We start from the raw sequence: 17,087 nt of genomic DNA, 5'->3' as shown, positions 1-17,087 counted from the left end.
ATGAAGTTTATGAGCCAAAGTGTGCTTCAATTGGATAATGCAAAGATGGCGAAATTGATGTCCCATTACGCAGCTTTTAAAGTATCAAGAAATGCACCTGGGGTTGTGTTTGCTGCAAAACTGCCTGATGCTGCAATTACGGCATACAAATCCGGGAAGGTACTTTTTCAAGGTGGAGGGGCGTTGCGTGAAGCATCGATTTGGGGAGTCGTTGATGGGCTGCCAGAGGCTAAAAAATCCACTCCCAAAGGAGAGACTTTGCCCGACCGTTTTTCCGAGTTATCGGTTATCGGCTCGGATGAGACCGGTACCGGTGATTTCTTCGGCCCCGTGACAGTGGCAGCCTGCTTTGTCAGCTCCGAGCAGATTGAGCTTGTCCGTGAATTAGGCGTAAAGGATTCGAAGCAGTTGACTGATGATTATATGCGTAAAATTGCTCCCGATTTGCAAGCTGTACTGATTCACAGCGTCCTTACCTTAACGAATGAAAAGTACAATGAAGTGCAAGCAAAGGGATGGTCGCAAGGCAAAATAAAAGCACTGCTTCATAATCAGGCATTAAAGCATGTATTACGGAAGATGAATGGCATAAAACCCGATTATATTTTGATCGACCAATTTGCAGAACGAGGGATTTATTATAATCATATTAAGAACGCACGGGAAATCATTCGGGAGAATGTCCTGTTTTCAACGAAGGCGGAAGGACTGCATGTAGCTGTGGCGGCAGCGTCCATTATTGCGAGAGTGGCATTTCTAGAGGAAATGGATCGGTTAAGTTTGATTGCAGGCGTAGCTCTTCCGAAAGGTGCTGGAAAAATTGTCGATGAGGCTGCCGCGAAGATTTTATTAAAAAGCGGTGAGGATAGTTTGAAATCAATGACGAAGTGGCATTTTGCAAATGCACAGAAGGCGAAAAAGATCGCCGACTTAAAAAAACAAAAATAAAAGGTCGCTTATGGAGATGCGAACTCTCCTAAGCGACCTTTTGTTAGCTATATTTATTAACCACGAAGTTGTGCGTCTGCGTCGTTCGTCAATGCGTTCAATACTTTTTCATGCGCTTTGACGACTTCTTCGTCTGTCAATGTACGTTCCGGATCGAAGTATGTCATAGAGAAAGCGAGTGATTTTTTGCCTTCTTCGACATTATTCCCTTCGTATAAGTCGAAAAGCTTTACGTCTTTCAATAGTTTCCCGCCCGCCTTGCGAATAATCGCTTCAAGCGTGCCGGCAGAAGTCCCACTGTCAACAACAAGCGCGATATCGCGGGAAATCGATGGGAATCTTGGAACTGGAGCATAGAGGAGTTCGTCTGTATCAACAGAAAGGATCCGTTCTAGATTTAACTCCATCACATACGTTTCTTTCAAATCACGTTTCTTCTGTTCCGTCGGATGGATTTGACCAACTAGACCTATACGCTCGCCATTAAGAAAAATGTTTGCTGTACGTCCCGGATGCATGCCGTCGATAGCAGCCTGTTCGAATGCTAATCCATCGAGAAGGCCGAGACGCTCCATCATCCCTTCGACGATCCCCTTCATAACGAAGAAGTCCACTTTTTTCGTTTCACCTTGCCATGCATGGTCGACCCATTTGCCAGTCAAAACGGCAGCGACATGTTCTACTTCCCGCGGCAATCCATCCTCTTCTTCCCCAAGGAAAACAGAACCTGTTTCATACAATGCTACTGAATCGATTCGACGTGCGACATTGTACGTAGTGGCATCCAAAAGATGCGGAATAAGGCTTTGACGAAGAATGCTGCGTTCCTCGCTCATCGGCATAAGCAATTCTGTCACTGGAGCCGTCTCTAAAGCATACGCCTGTGACTGCTCTTTCGATGTCAATGAATACGTGATTGCCTGGTATAGTCCTGCCCCTTCAAGGAATTGGCGGACGATGCGGCGTTTAGCCTGATATGGCGTCAACCCTCCAGGAGTGGATTCAGACACTGGGAGTGTTTTCGGAATTTCATCATATCCATACATACGGGCAACTTCTTCAATGATATCTTCTTTGATCCGTAGATCTTGTCTTCTGGTAGGCGCTTCAATGACGAGTTGACCGTTGATTGCTTCTGTTGGAATCTTAAGTCGCTCCAAAATGGAAAGCATGTCATCCATCGAAATTTTCATGCCAAGGCGGCTATTGATGTAGTCCGGTGAGATGGTAATGCGTTCGGCTGTCTTGTCAAGCTCGTCAACGATAACTGAACCTGATAGCACTTCACCGCCTGCAAGTTCTGCCATTAGCTGTGCAGCGCGTTCAGCAGCCTCTTGGACACGGTTTGGATCGACACCTTTTTCAAAGCGTGTGCTCGCATCACTTCGCAACCCAACTTCTTTGGAAGTCTGTCTAACCGAAGCCGGTGCAAAATATGCCGATTCGATTACAACAGTAGTCGTTCCGTTATGAACTTCCGAGTTCGCTCCACCCATGACGCCGGCAATCGCTACAGGCTCTTTGCCATTTGTAATGACTAAGTTATGCGAATTTAACGTACGTTCCGTATCATCCAATGTCGTAATCTTTTCCCCTTCTTCAGCATGACGGACGACGATTTCGCCAGTTCCAAGTCGATCATAATCGAATGCGTGAAGCGGTTGGCCGTATTCCATTAAAACGTAGTTCGTAATATCCACAACATTATTATGAGGACGGACGCCTGCTGCCATCAAATAATTTTGCAACCAGAGCGGAGACTCGGCAACCTTAATGTTTTTGACGACTTTTGCTACGTACATCGGATTATCAGCAGGAGCATCAACGCGCAGCTTCAACTTGTCTTCCGCTTTTTCCGCAGATTCTGTAAAGTCGATTTTTGGAAGTGCAATCCCTTGTGATAAAATCGCGCCTACTTCATAAGCTACGCCTAACATGCTCAATGCATCTGAACGGTTAGGAGTCAAATCGAATTCCAGTACAGTGTCATCCAGACCAAGCAATGGAAGTGCATTTTCACCCGGAATCGTGTCTTGTGGCAATACATAGATCCCTTCAGCGTATGCTTTAGCGACAAGCTTTCCTTCGATGCCAAGCTCTTGAAGGGAACAGATCATCCCATTCGATTCTTCACCGCGGAGTTTCGCTTTTTTTATTTTCATGCCACCTGGAAGAACAGCACCCGGTCGAGCCACAATGACTTTCTGTCCTTGTGCGATATTCGGAGCTCCACAAATGATTTGCGTTGTTTCTTCCCCAACATCAACTTGGCAAATATTAAGTTTGTCGGCTTCAGGATGTTTTACACATTCTTTTACGTATCCGACAACTACATTCGTCATGCCATGCGACCGATCGATAATGGAATCTACTTCGATTCCGGAACGTGTTATTTTCTCTGCAAGATCTGCAGGGTTTATTCCATTTATATTTACATACTCATTCAACCATTTCGTAGATACTAACATGTCTTCTCCTCCTTACGCTTCCGACCGATGGAATTGTGATATGAAACGAACATCATTTGTATAAAAATGGCGGATGTCTTCCACGCCATTTTTCAGCATCGCAATCCGTTCCGGCCCCATTCCGAACGCAAACCCTGTTACAGCCGCTGGGTCATAGCCAGCCATCTGCAATACATTCGGATGCACCATACCAGCCCCTAAAATCTCGATCCAACCAGTTTTCTTACACACATTGCAGCCGTCTCCGCCACATTTGAAACATGAAATATCCATTTCGACAGACGGCTCAGTGAACGGGAAGAAGCTAGGACGCAAGCGGATTTCACGGTCTGCACCGAACATTTTCTTTGCGAATAAATCCAAAGTGCCTTTCAAGTCGCTCATTTTAATATTTTCGCCTACGACAAGGCCTTCAATTTGGGTGAATTGATGTGAATGTGTTGCGTCATCATTGTCCCGTCGATAAACTTTGCCTGGGCAGATGATTTTGATTGCTTCCCCGCCTTTTGCTTCCATCGTCCGCGCTTGTACAGGAGATGTATGTGTACGAAGCAATACTTCTTCCGAAATATAGAAGGAATCCTGCATATCACGTGCTGGGTGTCCTTTCGGCAAGTTGAGCGCTTCGAAGTTGTAGTAATCCTTTTCGACTTCGGGACCTTCTGCAATTTCATAGCCCATGCTGATGAAAAAGTCTTCGATTTCCTCGACGACACGAGTTAATGGGTGATGGTTGCCTGTTTGGATGGGACGCCCCGGTAATGTTACATCGATTGCTTCTTTTGCCAGTTGGGCGTTGATGGCTTCTTCTTCAAGCAATGTCATTCTTGCTTCTAATGATTCAGTTACTACTTCCCGGACGACATTTACCAATGCCCCCATTTTAGGACGTTCTTCTGCCGGAAGTTTTCCCATCCCTTTTAATAAATCAGTGATCGGTCCTTTTTTACCAAGGTAAGCGACACGTACGTCGTTTAATTCTTTGACGGTTGACGCATCTTGGATTTTTGTCAATGCTTCTTCTTTCAATTGCTGCAATTGCTGTTCCATCGTCATTCTCCTTTCGAAAATAAAAAATCCCCGCCCCTAAAAAAAGGGACGAGGACGAGTTCGCGGTACCACCCTGATTATTATGCAACAATACGCATAATCACTTCATTATGGAATAACGGCCCTCTACCGGCGCGCCTTTACAGTCATAACTGGTCTAAGCGGCAGCTCTCGGGGTGAACTTCAACAGCCTTTTTCCCATTCGCACTCTCAGTCAAGGCGCAAATTTCCTGTCGGATGCAAACTGTTTACTTTTCCCGGTCAAAGCTTTTCTAAAGTTATATTCATTATTACTATACCCGATTTTCCAAAAGACATCAACATGTGTTACTGCTGACCAAAAGTGTAAAGAAGAATTCCGGCGGCAATCGCCACATTTAGTGATTCCGCACTGCCATATAACGGTATTTTTACGACTTCATCGGCTGTTGAAAGGTATTCGGCAGCTACACCGCTTCCTTCATTTCCAACAATTAATGCAAATTCTTTTAACGGACCAACATGATAATGATTGACGGCATTTTCCAAACCAGTTCCGATAATCTTAATGTCTGCTGTTTTCACCTTGGCGATCCAATCGCCAAGTTCCCCTTTAATGACAGGAATATGGAAATGAGAGCCTTGGGCAGAACGGACAGTTTTAGGATTATAAGAATCCGCACAGCCTTTTCCAAGTATGACAGCATCCATTCCTGCGGCATCCGCAGTTCTGATCATCGTTCCGATATTGCCGGGATCTTGGACTGCATCGATGAATAAATACTTTTTCCAGTTATCCGATAAACCTTCCGAATACTCAGGTTGTCTGCAGTGAGCAAAGATGCCTTGTGATTGTTCTGTTTCAACCAGTTCTTTTGCAACCGCCTTTGTCACTTCAATCATCTGTATGTTTTCTGTATTCCATCCTTCAGGTATTTCAATATCTTCCTTGACAATCAAATGAAGGATTGTGCCTTGGGATTTTAATGCTTCTTCCACAAGATGGAAGCCTTCCACGATGAATTCTTCCGATTTATCGCGGTCTTTCTTCGATGTTACAAGTTTTTTCCAATGTTTTACGAGTGCATTTTGAGTTGATTCGATTCTTTTCATGTATTCATTGACATCCTTTTTCTTCTCAGTGTAACAAATGTCCGTATAGTTGGCGATCATTGTGTACAAAATGAATGCAGGAGGATGATATTATGAATTTCCAAATACGTGATGCAATTACGGCAAACATGACGAATAACTCGGCGGATGATATTCGCAACGTCGTGGAGGATGCATTACAGCGCGGTGAAGAGCATTTATTGCCCGGACTCGGTGTGTTTTTCGAAAAACTTTGGTCCAGCGCGGACGAGCAGGAAAAATCTAAAATCACCGGTGAACTTGCTCAGGCATTCTCAAGAGCTTAAATTGGATGAATTGAAAAGCCACCCATCTTGGGCGGCTTTTTTATTTTGTTTTATAAAAGTGCAGCTAATACCGCTTTCTGCGCGTGCAAACGGTTGCCTGCCTGTTGGAATACATATGAATTCGGGCCGTCGATGATGGAAGCTGTAACTTCTTCTTCGCGATGGGCAGGCAGACAATGTAAGAACATATAGTCATTTTTCGCATGGCTGACCAGTTTGTCATTGATTTGAAATTCTTTAAAAGCTTCTAAACGAAGTGCGGCTTCTTCTTCCTGTCCCATGCTCGTCCAGACATCCGTATAAATCGCATCGGCATTTTCAACAGCTTCAACGGGATTGTTCGTCTGCATAACGGATCCCCCGTTTGCCTTAGCAATTTTTTGTGCCATCCTAAAAAGGTCTTTGTTAAATTCAAATCCGACGGGAGTCGCAACTGCTACATGCATCCCCATATTGGCTGCTCCGATAACTAATGAATGCGCCACGTTATTGCCATCACCTACATACGCAAGCTTCTTTCCGGCAACAGATCCTTTCACTTCAATCATTGTCAATAAATCTGCAAGCGCTTGGCACGGATGGAAAAGATCCGTTAATCCATTAATGATCGGAATGGATGAATGCTTCGCTAGTTCTTGCACGGTTTCATGCGACTTAGCACGAATCATGACCCCATCCAAGTATTCGGACAATACATTTCCGGTATCATAAATCGATTCCCCGCGACCAATCTGTAAATCTTTCGCATTCATGAACATCGGGTGGCCACCAAGTTGAGTCATCCCTACTTCAAACGAAATCCTTGTTCTTGTAGAATGTTTTTCAAAAATCATGCCGAGTGTTTTTCCCGGCAAAATGGGGGGCATTTTACCTGCTTGAGCGTCCTTTTTCATAATGATCGCCTTATGCAATAAATAAGCAATCTCTTCGCTCGAATAGTCAAGTAACGTTAACATGTCTCGACCTTTTAATTGATCCTCTATATTGCGTCCGATATTCACTGCCGATAAATGCATTTTCACCATATCAGTCATCTCCATTCTTCATAATGTGATGTTAGGATAAGTATATTCATGCATAAATATAAAGTCAAATGAATTAATATGAATTTAACTAAAAAACATTGAACTTTAAATAACACCGTTGATTTCCGCTCCAGGCGGACGCTTTCCGCGGGCATGGCCTCAGCCTCCTCACTCCGCTTCGCTTCGTTGCGGGGTCTTCAGCTCATGCTGTTCCCGCAGGAGTCGCCGCCTTCCGCTTCAATCAACTATACATTTCACCAATATGGAGATTGCTAAACAAAAAAACCGTACACCTTTTATTCAGGGTACGGTTTAGCAAGTATAGATTATTCAAATGTAATACGGTTTACAGTTTCACGGTCAAGCTTTTTAATGACTTCAACGATCAGTTTTACTGCATTTTCGTAATCGTCTCTATGCAACATTGCTGCATGTGAATGGATATAGCGTGTTGCAATGCAAATTGCTAGGGATGGAACACCATTTCCGCTCACATGAATGGATCCAGCGTCGGTTCCGCCACCTGGGATAACATCAAATTGATAAGGAATGCCATGTTCTTCAGCTGTGTCAACGACAAGATCGCGCAAGCCTTTATGGGACACCATTGAAGCATCGTAAAGAAGGATTTGCGGGCCATCGCCCATTTTGCTCGACGATTCCTTAGCTGTTACTCCTGGAGTGTCGCCTGCAACACCTACATCGACCGCAAAGCCGATATCCGGTTTTACTTTAGCGGCAACGGTTTTTGCTCCTCGCAATCCGATTTCTTCTTGAACTGCGCCGACACCAAAAACAATATTCGGGTGTTTTTCATCTTTCAATGCTTTCATGACATCAATCGCGATTGCGCAGCCAATTCGGTTGTCCCACGCTTTTGCAAGTAAATATTTGTCATTGTTCATAACTGTGAATTCAAAGTGCGGAACGACCATATCGCCCGGCTTGACTCCCCATTCCATTGCTTCTTCTTTAGAAGTAGCCCCAATGTCGATGAACATATCTTTAATATCAACCGGCTTTTTACGAGCTTCCGGAGTCAAGATATGTGGAGGTTTTGAACCGATAACACCTGTTACAGTATCCCCACTGCGTGTTACGATCGTCACGCGTTGAGCAAGCATGACTTGGGACCACCATCCTCCGACAGTTTGGAAGGAGATGAAGCCTTTGTCGTCAATCTTAGACACCATGAAACCGACTTCGTCCAAATGGCCTGTCACCATCACTTTTGGCCCTTCGGATTCCCCAGTTTTTTTGGCAATCAAAGAACCGAGTCCGTCGTAATCGATTTCATCCGCAAACGGCTCGATATATTTCTTCATGACTTCCCGGGGTTCACGTTCATTGCCAGCTATCCCTTTCGCGTCCGTCAAGTCTTTCAACATTAATAGTGTGTCATCCATTTTCGCCATTCATTTCGCCCTCCTAAATAAACTACATTTTCAGTATAAATGAAAGAATATTTATTTGAAAGAATTTCATAAAATTTCTTTGCGAAGCTGTTGGCTACTTTTTGGAGATAGTAATCCCGGCGCGACATCAAAGACCGTTTTAGCACCGACTTCACCGTTTTTATTCATTTTGTAAGCAGCCCTTGCATATGCAACTAGAACGCTTGATGTAAATTCGGGATTGCTTTCCAATTTCAGTGCGAATTCCATCACTTGATTGCTGTCTTCCCCAGATTTTCCGCTTCGAATGACGAAACCGCCATGCGGCATAGCACTATGTTCTTCTTTTAATTGAGCCTCGCTTATAAAATGGACTGTCGTATCATAATCTGAAAAGTAGTCAGGCATCGTCACGATAGCTTGCTCCACGGTGGTTGCATCAGCTCCTTCTTCTAAAACGACAAAACATTCCCGTGTATGTTTTTCTCTCGTTGTCAGCTGTGGCAGTGATCCATTTCTCACTTTATCAACCGCAGCTTCAACAGGGATGGTATACTGCACTGCCCCTTTTACACCATTGATTCTCCTAACAGCATCAGAGTGGCCTTGACTTAACCCTTTCCCCCAAAATGTATACGTTGCTCCATTCGGAAGAATTGATTCACCATATAGACGATTGATGGAAAATAAACCCGGATCCCAGCCGACCGATATGATTGCCGTTTTCCCATTCGGTTTTGCTGATGCATCTACAGCATCAAAATACTCAGGAATTTTTGCATGTGTATCAAAGCTATCAACTGTATTGAATGATTTAGAAAGCTCCGGTCCTTGTTCCGGCAAATCATTTTTTGAACCCCCGCATAGGATTAACACGTCGATATCATTCTCATAACTATGAATATCATTTAACGACAATACAGGAACGCCACTTTTCACACTTAGTTCAGAAGGAGTTCTTCTAGTGAAAACGCCTAAAAGTTCCATATCATCATTTTGAGAAATTGCAGATTCGACTCCCTTTCCCAAATTTCCGTAGCCAACGATCCCTATTTTAATTTTCGAGTCCATTTTTGCCACCATCCCTTTCGTAAAAGTATTCCTACATTTTATCGTTTCTACTATGATATTGCTAATTATTCTTTTGTTCACAATCTGTCCTTTTGCCAATTTCGATATAAATGGTAAAGTAGAATCAGATTGATTTTGAATTGAAATGAGGATATTGCATGCGTGTTTTCGTCTATTTAATCGTCTTTTTTTCGTTCTTTGATTTATTTTCACAGTTGCCGATCATGAGTCCCTTTGCTTTTTCTTTAGGTGCTTCTTCTTTCATGACCGGTTTGGCTGTTGGTATGTATTCGTTTTCCAATACGATCGGGAACGTCATTTCAGGTTTTTTGACAGATCGAAAAGGACCTTTCATCATTCTTTTGGTTGGCCTATTCGCCTCAGGAGCGTCACTTCTTCTTTACACACTGGCCATTGGACCCATTTCCCTTCTTGGCATCCGGTTTGTACATGGTTTCATGGAAGGACTTATTGTTCCGGCAGCTTTCACATTTCTGGCAAACCGTGCAGAAGAATCGAAAAGGGGCAGGAGTGTTGCAATTTCAGGTGCATTCGTCGGCTTGGCAGCAATTGTAGGACCTGCATATAGCGGTATTGTCGCTACAAAAACGAGCACGCCGTTTATTATGTCGGTGAATGGTGTGATTATGTTCATCTTAGCCATTTCGGCTTTCTTCATGTTACGTTCATTTACATACGTGAAAAAGCACCATTCCAAACAAGGTAAGCATTTCAGAGTGCGGTATCTTTTCCAACACCCCGGTATGGTGCGGGCATTTGCAGGTGCCTTCTTTCTAATGTTTTCTCAAGGGGTATTGGCTTTAGTCCTTCCTTTGAAAGTTGAAACGCTTGGTTTTGATACAAAAACAACCGGCATGTTGCTTAGCACATTTGGTGTCGTTGCCATACTAATTTTCCTTTTGCCGGTCAACCGGATCTTTGACAAGGTCCGTCCGATGATCACGTTAGCTTTCGGAATTTCTATGATGGGCGTTAGTATGTTGATCCTAAGCCAAGTTTCGGAATTATTGCACCTTTATATAGCAATGGGACTTTACGGAGTCGGTTTTTCATTCCTCTTCCCGTCCATCAATTCTTTGCTCATTGATTCATCTTCTCCCGAGTTTCGCGGGAAGGCTTATGGCTATTTTTATGCATTCTTCTCAATTGGCGTTGTTGCCGGTTCCAGCTTAATCGGTTATTTGGATTTGACGTTCAAAGGAGGATTCATGCTCACAGGCATTATTCTATTGTTTGTAGCACTTTATACGATTCTAGGAATGAAAAGAAGTCTGCAATTGACAGAGTGATCTTGATTGAACCATTTTCAAAAAGCAGGTGGAGGAATTTAAAACAATTCCTCCACCTGCTTTATAGATTAAGCCAACTGTGCGGAATATGACTTGATTTCATCCATGAAAACTTCGCCGTATCTTTCCAACTTCGCAGCCCCTACACCGTTCACTTCCAAAAACGCTTCTTCCGTAACAGGCATTTTCGCAGCCATATCTCGTAAAGTCTTGTCTGAAAAGACGACAAATGGAGGGACACCTGCATCTTGAGCAAGTTTCATACGAAGGGCGCGCAGTTGATTGAACAACGGATCGTCCTTCGCAATCTGTTTTGTTTCAACAGTCCCTTTTCGATACACTTTCACAACACCAGTCAGTACGTCTTTCCCTTGTTCGGTTACGTATATAATTGGAAATTGACCATTTTCGACTCCTAAATAATTTTCAGAAATGATGAATTCGATAAAATCGGACACATCTTTGGCATTTCGCTCTTTCATCAATCCATAGGTCGTCAATTTATCAAAACCGAATTCCATCACTTTCTTATTGCGGGAGCCCGTCAGAACTTGTGCTATCATTGTCTTGCCGAAACGTTGCCCCATCCGGATGACACATGATAATACTTTTTGAACGTCAACGGTCACTTCAAAACGTTCTCTCGTATCCGTGCAATTTGCACAACGACTGCAATCCTGAACATCATTTTCACCAAAATAAGAGATAATGAATTTTTGCAGACAGGATTCTGTATGGCAATAATCGATCATCGATTGTAGTTTTTCAAGTTCAGCCGGAATTCTTTGACTGTCCTGTGACTGATCGATCAGAAAACGCTGCGTGATTACATCTTGAGATGAAAATAAAAGTGTACATTCACTATCAAGTCCATCCCTTCCGGCACGCCCCGCTTCCTGATAATAACTTTCCATATTCTTCGGCATTTGATAATGGATAACGTATCGAATATTACTTTTATCGATTCCCATTCCAAATGCATTTGTCGCTACCATGACAGTTGCTTCATCCATTAAGAATCGGTCCTGTTCCGATTGCCGTAAGACGTCTGAAAGGCCGGCATGATATTTCGCCGCTTTCACCCCTGTACGTTCCAGCATCGCATGAACCTGGTCTACGGCTTTACGGGTAGCCGCATAAATAATCCCAGCCTCGCCTTCATTTTTCTTCACATAATCTTTCACAAACTTTTCCCTGTCTTGTCCTTTAATAACGGAAAAGGTAAGATTACTTCGCTCGAATCCCGTCATGACGGTATGTTCACTTTCAATGCGCAATTGATTGCAAATATCGTCACGAACAGCAGGTGTCGCTGTTGCAGTCAACGCCAATACGACAGGCCTTCTTCCGAATGAATCAATTACTCGATTCAACATCCGGTAGCTCGGTCTGAAATCATGTCCCCACTGAGAAATACAATGGGCTTCATCAATTGCAATCATCGGGATGTCCATTCGGTTTAATTGTTGAATGAAGGATTGGGATTCAAAACGTTCGGGGGCAACATATAGCAACTGATATCTGCCTTCAATTGCATTTTCCATCGTACCGAAGTATTCTTCCGTTGATAATGTGCTATTAATATATGCTGCCGGTATGCCGATTTGATGGAGCGCGTCCACCTGGTCCTTCATCAGAGATATTAACGGGGAAATAACTAGGACAGTCCCCTCCATGACCAGAGCTGGTACTTGATAACAAATCGACTTCCCGCCACCTGTCGGCATAACGCAAAGTGTATCTTTCCCTTCCAACACATTGTTGATTGCCTGTTCCTGGCCAATGCGAAAAGAAGAAAATCCAAAATAGGTGGATAAGACGGAAACTGTTTTTTCTATCGGAATCACCTCATCTATTTAATCATAGAAAAAAGCACCAAACTGCGGCGCTTTTCTCTTTTTCTACTCTAGCAGCAGTCGTTCCTCGTCGCGGCTATGTATTTCATTGACAACTAATAATGCATAGAACTTCTGTAAAACTGTCGGACTGATCTTTTCCGTTTCACGGAGCTCTTCGATGTCTTTCACAATGATTCTTAGTAAATCATGATCTCGAGTTAATTGGACAATGGCTTCTTCCAGTTCAGGGTTTTCGGTCCTGATGTCTTTATAGAGTCCTTGTTCTTCTGCGTCGGCGTGGCTGATTACTCTGGACTTCCAGTATTCGATCAATTCATCAGCCGCTCGATCCGCCAATTTCATATCACCTTTTTGTAATGTTTCGATTAGTAATTCTGTTTTGCTGACTGCACCGGATAATCCGCCTTCATGGATGGCCCGATGTGCTTGCAACTGTTTCAATGCAGGACCTGACAATGTACTCATCCTTTCAACAAATGCTTTCTTATAGAATAACAGACATTTGTCCAAGTCACCAAAGGAAAGTACTAAAAAAGCTCTCAATGCAATAAATTGCAGTTGAGAGCTTTAAAGTATACGGAGACGAGAGGATTTGAACCCCCGCGACGCGTGAACGCCCTAGCTGATTTCGAGTCAGCCCCCTTCAGCCTCTTGGGTACGTCTCCATTTAAGACAAGATTTATTATACAAAAACAAATTAACCATGTAAAGATGTTATAATATAAAATTAATAAATCACAAACCGGATTTCCACTTCAGGCGGACGCTTTCCGCTCCAATCCTAATGCAAGCTACTGCAATTTCCATTAATAAATCAAACTTTAGCAATTCGGATGTTGCTTACCATTGCTAAGCCGAGGATGATCATGATGATGACAAAAAACTGTGGTCCGATGTATGGGCTCAGGAAGTAGCATAATGTTAAGAGTACGCCTGCTACTGTAATAGGTACACCGTAAAAAGCTCCGTCAAATTCCTTGACATTATAACGCGCGAGACGAACGGCCCCCGCAAGGATGTAGAATACAGTTGCAGCAATTCCGACCCATAGCATTTCCGACAAATCCGTCATGTAAATCAAAAGCGCAGGTGCAACGCCAAATGATACTAAATCACTTAATGAATCCAATTCCTTGCCAAACATGGATTCGGAGTGGAAATGTCGTGCCGCCATGCCGTCAAAACGGTCGAAAAGTGCAGCTAGAAAAATGAAGACTAAACTCATATGACTGAGTTCACGTGAAATAAGGATAATTGCTATGATCCCAAAGCTAAGGTTAGTTAATGTAATTGCATTCGCCAATTGGCCTTTAATTTTAGTATAATCAAAGTATCTTGATAAGAACATCGTATTCCCTCCATCTAGTATGGGTATTTATTATAAAGCATTGGAGACTGATTTAATGAAAAAAGCTGTATTTAAGTACTTTGTAGAACTGACCGGACATCCTGTATCTTCATCATTGCTAAAGTCCATCACAAGCTCCCGCCTTAGCCGGAAACTGATCAAGCCTTTTGCCAGCACTTATCGCATTAATGAGGAAGAAGCTGAATTTCCGATAGATCATTATAGAAGCCTTCAAGCCTATTTTACGCGGAACTTAAAAAAAGGTTCACGGACGATAGATTCGCAACCAAACACACTTATATCCCCTGTTGACGGATATGTCAGTGCGTCGGGCACAATCGAAGCGGGACAGACTTTCTATATTAAAGATCATCTATATAGTATAAAACAAATTTTGGGAGATGAAAAGAGAGCAAATCAGTACGAAGGCGGTTTCTTTTATGTGTTTTACCTTTCACCGAGCCATTATCATCATTTTCATTATCCATATGATGGAACGTCGTTAGCCCGCTACGCACTTGGAACAACTTCGTTTCCGGTGAACAATCTAGGATTACGTTTAGGTAATCAACCTTTTGCGACGAACTACCGGCTTATTTCCGAAATTTCCACTATGAATGGTAGAATGGCGATGATTAAAGTAGGTGCGCTCAATGTCAATAGCATCCACATTCTCGATTCTTCTACGGAATGCAGGAAAGGTGAGCAATTCGGATACTTTTCCTTCGGTTCGACCGTCATATTATTACTAGAGAAAAATCTTTCTTTCAAACCAACCATCCCGACGAACACTGAGGTGAAATTGGGGCAGTCAGTTGGAGAATGGAAGCTTGCTCCCCGCAGCTAAGACTAGGGAAATCTTCTTCAAAAGAGCGAGGAATTGAAATGTTGCAGTTCAACGAATTTGTTTTACACTACGGATATTTTGCGGTTTACTTCTTTTTAGCACTTGGTATTTTCGGTTTGCCATTACCCGATGAATTTGTAGTAGCATTCATTGGGCATTTATCAGCAATTGGCACTTTCAATTTCTTCATTGCATTCATCACGACCATTTTAGGTGTCATGTCCGGAACGGTTTTCACCTATATACTTGGGCGAAAGATTGGAAAACCTTTATTAATGAAATATGGAAAATGGATTAGTCTACCCCCAAAGAGAATGCAACTTGTCGATCGTTGGTTTGATAAGTACGGTTCTTGGGCAATTACACTTGGTTATTTCATTCCTGGCATGAGGCATTTAATTTGTTATTTATCCGGGAGTGCTGAAATCGAAGTAAAAAGGTATCTGTTTTTTGCCGTTATCGGCACTACAGTATCCTCCTTGGTTTTCCTTTCCCTCGGTTATCTACTTATACTGCCCTTTTAATTCATAGTTTGATAAAACGGATTGTCCATGTGCGATTATTGCGCAATGAGGCAATCCGTTTTTTTACTGCCAATCACAGAACAGCTTTTTCATATCTTCAATAATTTCTACCTATTTGATTTATTCTGCTAAAAATAACCTTAATAATACGATATCAATTATTTATCGATAATGATTATAATTAACAGTAGAATTCCTAAAATACATATGCTATAGTAATTATGGAAGATATAAAGACTATTAATCAAGGAGGCATTATCAATGACAAACAATGATAATCATTCTCAAAGACGGTTGACTACAGCAGCAGGTGCTCCCGTAGTCGACAACCAGAACTCAATAACAGCAGGCCCAAGAGGTCCCGTTCTCTTACAGGATGTATGGCTAATTGAGAAATTGGCTCATTTCGATCGCGAAGTTATTCCAGAACGCCGTATGCACGCAAAAGGATCTGGCGCTTACGGAACATTTACTGTAACGAATGATATTACAAAATACACAAGGGCAAAATTATTCTCCGAAGTTGGAAAACAAACAGAAATGTTTGCTCGCTTTTCAACAGTTGCCGGTGAACGTGGTGCAGCTGATGCAGAACGAGATATCCGTGGCTTCGCCCTTAAATTTTATACAGAGGAAGGAAACTGGGATTTAGTTGGAAACAATACGCCCGTCTTCTTCTTTAGAGATCCTCTTCAATTTCCTGACTTGAATCACGCAGTTAAACGTGATCCACGTACGAATATGAGAAGCGCAACAAACAACTGGGATTTTTGGACTTCCCTTCCTGAAGCATTGCACCAAGTGACAATTATTATGAGCGACCGTGGAATCCCAAAATCATATCGACATATGCATGGTTTCGGAAGCCATACGTACAGCATGATCAATGCTGATAACGAGCGCGTTTGGGTCAAGTTCCATTTCCGCTCCCAGCAAGGCATCGATAACCTTACAGACGAACAAGCAACGGAATTGATCGGTACTGATCGTGAAACACACCAACGCGATCTATTGGACAACATTGATGATGGCAACTTCCCAAAATGGAAGATGTATATCCAAGTAATGACAGAAGAACAAGCTCTAAATATGCCTTACAATCCATTTGATTTAACGAAAGTTTGGTATAAAGGTGACTTCCCTCTCATTGAAGTTGGAGAGTTTGAGTTGAATCGCAATCCGGAGAACTACTTTGCAGAAGTTGAACAGGCTGCTTTCACTCCTGCAGCCATCGTGCCAGGTATCGGTTTCTCCCCGGATAAAATGCTACAGGCAAGATTGTTCTCGTATGGTGATGCGCAGCGTTATCGTCTTGGTGTCAATCATCACCAAATCCCTGTCAACGCACCAAAATGCCCATTCCATAGCTTCCACCGCGATGGAGCGATGCGCGTAGATGGTAACCATGGAAGCAGAACTTCTTATGAACCGAACAGCTTCGGGGAATGGAAAGAGCAACCGGACTTTAGAGAGCCGCCACTAAAAATATACGGAGATGCAACTAATTGGGATTTCCGTGAAGATGACGATGATTACTTCACACAACCTGGTAAATTGTTCAACCTGTTGGACGATGATCAGAAAGAAAGACTGTTCGGAAATACTGCTCGCAACCTTGGCGACGCACCGAAGGAAATCAAATGCAGACATATCCACCACTGCTACCTTGCCGATCCAGCTTACGGAGAAGGCGTTGCGGAAGCACTCGGCATTCCGATGAGTGATGTTTTAGTACAAGAAACGGTAAAATAATATGAACTTAAAAACGCCAACACAGGCTTCCCCTAGGGACCCTGTCGTTGGCGTTTTTCTATTCAATATGTTCAATTCGAAAATTTATCCAAGC

At 42.9% G+C, this 17,087-nt stretch carries 15 protein-coding genes, 1 tRNA gene and 1 other annotated feature; of the genes, 6 read left to right on the top strand and 10 right to left on the bottom strand.

Annotated features, from left to right (window positions below):
* Positions 1-9 precede the first annotated feature (9 nt).
* The gene (rnhC, locus tag SLU01_RS02940; RefSeq protein ID WP_147055164.1) at positions 10-948 is read left to right on the top strand and encodes a ribonuclease HIII; all 939 of its coding nucleotides are present in this window, start codon (positions 10-12) and stop codon (positions 946-948) included.
* Positions 949-1,004: 56 nt separating this feature from the next.
* Here the strand turns inward: rnhC and pheT are convergent, their stop codons facing one another.
* The 3 genes from pheT to SLU01_RS02925 form a co-directional block, all read right to left on the bottom strand.
* The gene (gene pheT, locus SLU01_RS02935) at positions 1,005-3,416 is read right to left on the bottom strand and encodes a phenylalanine--tRNA ligase subunit beta (RefSeq protein ID WP_147055162.1); all 2,412 of its coding nucleotides are present in this window, start codon (positions 3,414-3,416) and stop codon (positions 1,005-1,007) included.
* 12 nt (positions 3,417-3,428) lie between these two features.
* Entirely contained in the window at positions 3,429-4,466 is a 1,038-nt protein-coding gene (pheS, locus tag SLU01_RS02930; RefSeq protein ID WP_147055160.1) for a phenylalanine--tRNA ligase subunit alpha, read from the bottom strand.
* 41 nt (positions 4,467-4,507) lie between these two features.
* Positions 4,508-4,740, bottom strand: a binding site (T-box leader).
* A 53-nt stretch (positions 4,741-4,793) separates the two neighbouring features.
* Positions 4,794-5,558 carry a TrmH family RNA methyltransferase gene (locus SLU01_RS02925; protein WP_147055158.1) on the bottom strand — a complete coding sequence of 255 codons (765 nt, stop codon included), beginning with the start codon at positions 5,556-5,558 and terminating at the stop codon, positions 4,794-4,796.
* 92 nt (positions 5,559-5,650) lie between these two features.
* On the opposite strand from SLU01_RS02925, the gene sspI reads away from it, so the two are divergent.
* Complete coding sequence (sspI, locus tag SLU01_RS02920; protein WP_147055155.1) at positions 5,651-5,863, top strand: small acid-soluble spore protein SspI; 213 nt, start codon at positions 5,651-5,653, stop codon at positions 5,861-5,863.
* A gap of 50 nt (positions 5,864-5,913) precedes the next feature.
* Here sspI and argF read toward each other — a convergent pair whose 3' ends face one another.
* From argF to SLU01_RS02905, 3 genes are all read right to left on the bottom strand, one after another.
* Positions 5,914-6,888 carry an ornithine carbamoyltransferase gene (argF, locus tag SLU01_RS02915; protein ID WP_147055153.1) on the bottom strand — a complete coding sequence of 325 codons (975 nt, stop codon included), beginning with the start codon at positions 6,886-6,888 and terminating at the stop codon, positions 5,914-5,916.
* A 326-nt stretch (positions 6,889-7,214) separates the two neighbouring features.
* Positions 7,215-8,303 (bottom strand): M42 family metallopeptidase, encoded by a 1,089-nt coding sequence (locus SLU01_RS02910; protein WP_147055151.1) that lies wholly within the window; start codon positions 8,301-8,303, stop codon positions 7,215-7,217.
* Between the two features lie 66 nt (positions 8,304-8,369).
* Positions 8,370-9,353: a diaminopimelate dehydrogenase gene (locus tag SLU01_RS02905; RefSeq protein ID WP_147055229.1), complete on the bottom strand. Its 984-nt coding sequence runs from the start codon at positions 9,351-9,353 to the stop codon at positions 8,370-8,372.
* A 158-nt stretch (positions 9,354-9,511) separates the two neighbouring features.
* Between SLU01_RS02905 and SLU01_RS02900 the strand changes: the two genes are divergently transcribed.
* Positions 9,512-10,663 (top strand): MFS transporter, encoded by a 1,152-nt coding sequence (locus SLU01_RS02900; protein ID WP_147055149.1) that lies wholly within the window; start codon positions 9,512-9,514, stop codon positions 10,661-10,663.
* A 68-nt stretch (positions 10,664-10,731) separates the two neighbouring features.
* On the opposite strand, the gene recQ is transcribed toward SLU01_RS02900, so the two are convergent.
* The 4 genes from recQ to pssA all read right to left on the bottom strand — a co-directional run bounded on the left by recQ (position 10,732) and on the right by pssA (position 13,870).
* Positions 10,732-12,510, bottom strand: coding sequence for a DNA helicase RecQ (gene recQ, locus SLU01_RS02895; RefSeq protein ID WP_246110850.1), 1,779 nt, complete (start codon positions 12,508-12,510; stop codon positions 10,732-10,734).
* Between the two features lie 54 nt (positions 12,511-12,564).
* On the bottom strand, positions 12,565-12,987 hold the full coding sequence (locus SLU01_RS02890; protein ID WP_308507715.1) for a hemerythrin domain-containing protein: 423 nt from the start codon (positions 12,985-12,987) through the stop codon (positions 12,565-12,567).
* A gap of 112 nt (positions 12,988-13,099) precedes the next feature.
* Positions 13,100-13,187 (bottom strand) — tRNA-Ser (locus SLU01_RS02885).
* Positions 13,188-13,336: 149 nt separating this feature from the next.
* Positions 13,337-13,870 carry a CDP-diacylglycerol--serine O-phosphatidyltransferase gene (gene pssA / locus SLU01_RS02880; protein WP_147055147.1) on the bottom strand — a complete coding sequence of 178 codons (534 nt, stop codon included), beginning with the start codon at positions 13,868-13,870 and terminating at the stop codon, positions 13,337-13,339.
* Between the two features lie 55 nt (positions 13,871-13,925).
* Between pssA and SLU01_RS02875 the strand changes: the two genes are divergently transcribed.
* The 3 genes from SLU01_RS02875 (at position 13,926) to SLU01_RS02865 (ending at position 16,993) form a co-directional block, all read left to right on the top strand.
* On the top strand, positions 13,926-14,717 hold the full coding sequence (locus SLU01_RS02875; protein WP_170232559.1) for a phosphatidylserine decarboxylase: 792 nt from the start codon (positions 13,926-13,928) through the stop codon (positions 14,715-14,717).
* Positions 14,718-14,755: 38 nt separating this feature from the next.
* Entirely contained in the window at positions 14,756-15,241 is a 486-nt protein-coding gene (locus SLU01_RS02870) for a DedA family protein (RefSeq protein WP_147055143.1), read from the top strand.
* Between the two features lie 261 nt (positions 15,242-15,502).
* Positions 15,503-16,993 (top strand): catalase, encoded by a 1,491-nt coding sequence (locus SLU01_RS02865; protein ID WP_147055141.1) that lies wholly within the window; start codon positions 15,503-15,505, stop codon positions 16,991-16,993.
* Positions 16,994-17,087: the final 94 nt, after the last annotated feature.

It is taken from the genome of Sporosarcina luteola, assembly GCF_007991495.1.
Classification (GTDB): Bacteria; Bacillota; Bacilli; order Bacillales_A; family Planococcaceae; genus Sporosarcina; species Sporosarcina luteola.
This window is presented reverse-complemented; position numbering and strand designations above follow the sequence as displayed.

Excerpts from the sequence above, each read along its gene's own strand:
- rnhC (WP_147055164.1), top strand. The coding sequence starts at position 10 with ATGAGCCAAAGTGTGCTTCAATTGGATAATGCAAAGATGGCGAAATTG.
- pheT (WP_147055162.1), bottom strand. The coding sequence starts at position 3,416 with ATGTTAGTATCTACGAAATGGTTGAATGAGTATGTAAATATAAATGGA.
- pheS (WP_147055160.1), bottom strand. The coding sequence starts at position 4,466 with ATGGAACAGCAATTGCAGCAATTGAAAGAAGAAGCATTGACAAAAATC.
- SLU01_RS02925 (WP_147055158.1), bottom strand. The coding sequence starts at position 5,558 with ATGAAAAGAATCGAATCAACTCAAAATGCACTCGTAAAACATTGGAAA.
- sspI (WP_147055155.1), top strand. The coding sequence starts at position 5,651 with ATGAATTTCCAAATACGTGATGCAATTACGGCAAACATGACGAATAAC.
- argF (WP_147055153.1), bottom strand. The coding sequence starts at position 6,888 with ATGGTGAAAATGCATTTATCGGCAGTGAATATCGGACGCAATATAGAG.
- SLU01_RS02910 (WP_147055151.1), bottom strand. The coding sequence starts at position 8,303 with ATGGCGAAAATGGATGACACACTATTAATGTTGAAAGACTTGACGGAC.
- SLU01_RS02905 (WP_147055229.1), bottom strand. The coding sequence starts at position 9,353 with ATGGACTCGAAAATTAAAATAGGGATCGTTGGCTACGGAAATTTGGGA.
- SLU01_RS02900 (WP_147055149.1), top strand. The coding sequence starts at position 9,512 with ATGCGTGTTTTCGTCTATTTAATCGTCTTTTTTTCGTTCTTTGATTTA.
- SLU01_RS02890 (WP_308507715.1), bottom strand. The coding sequence starts at position 12,987 with ATGAGTACATTGTCAGGTCCTGCATTGAAACAGTTGCAAGCACATCGG.
- pssA (WP_147055147.1), bottom strand. The coding sequence starts at position 13,870 with ATGTTCTTATCAAGATACTTTGATTATACTAAAATTAAAGGCCAATTG.
- SLU01_RS02875 (WP_170232559.1), top strand. The coding sequence starts at position 13,926 with ATGAAAAAAGCTGTATTTAAGTACTTTGTAGAACTGACCGGACATCCT.
- SLU01_RS02870 (WP_147055143.1), top strand. The coding sequence starts at position 14,756 with ATGTTGCAGTTCAACGAATTTGTTTTACACTACGGATATTTTGCGGTT.
- SLU01_RS02865 (WP_147055141.1), top strand. The coding sequence starts at position 15,503 with ATGACAAACAATGATAATCATTCTCAAAGACGGTTGACTACAGCAGCA.